The sequence below is a fragment of the Neisseria sp. P0014.S009 genome, assembly GCF_051958155.1.
Classification (GTDB): Bacteria; Pseudomonadota; Gammaproteobacteria; order Burkholderiales; family Neisseriaceae; genus Neisseria; species Neisseria flavescens_C.
This window is the reverse complement of record NZ_JBQCVS010000054.1, coordinates 1-447: the sequence shown is the minus strand read 5'-3', so window position 1 is coordinate 447 and position 447 is coordinate 1. Positions and strand designations below refer to the sequence as shown.

General features: G+C 60.4%; 1 rRNA gene. It reads right to left on the bottom strand.

What is annotated here, in order from left to right:
• Positions 1–447, bottom strand: a 16S ribosomal RNA gene (locus ACTHS4_RS11625); the annotation flags it as partial.

Here is a 447-nt window from a genome sequence, read left to right as displayed (position 1 = left end):
GACTACTGGGGTATCTAATCCCGTTTGCTCCCCTAGCTTTCGAGCCTCAGCGTCAGAAGAGATCCAGCACGCCGCTTTCGCCACCGGAGTTCCTGTAGATATCAACGCATTTCACCGCTCCACCTACAGTTCCACATGCCCCTACCTCCCTCCAGGCCGTCAGTATCTGAGGCCGTTCCACGGTTGAGCCGTGGCATTTCACCCCAGACTTGATAGCCCGCCTACGCGCCCTTTAAGCCCAGTGATTCCGAACAACGTTCGCTCGGTTCGTCTTACCGCGGCTGCTGGCACGAACTTAGCCCGAGCTTCCTCCAGGGATGGATCCGCCTTGCGGCTTTCTCCCCCTCGACAGGGCTTTACAACCCGAAGGCCTTCGTCGCCCACGCGGCATCGCTCGGTCAGGGTTGCCCCCATTGCCGAAGATCCTCGACTGCAGCCGCCCGTAGG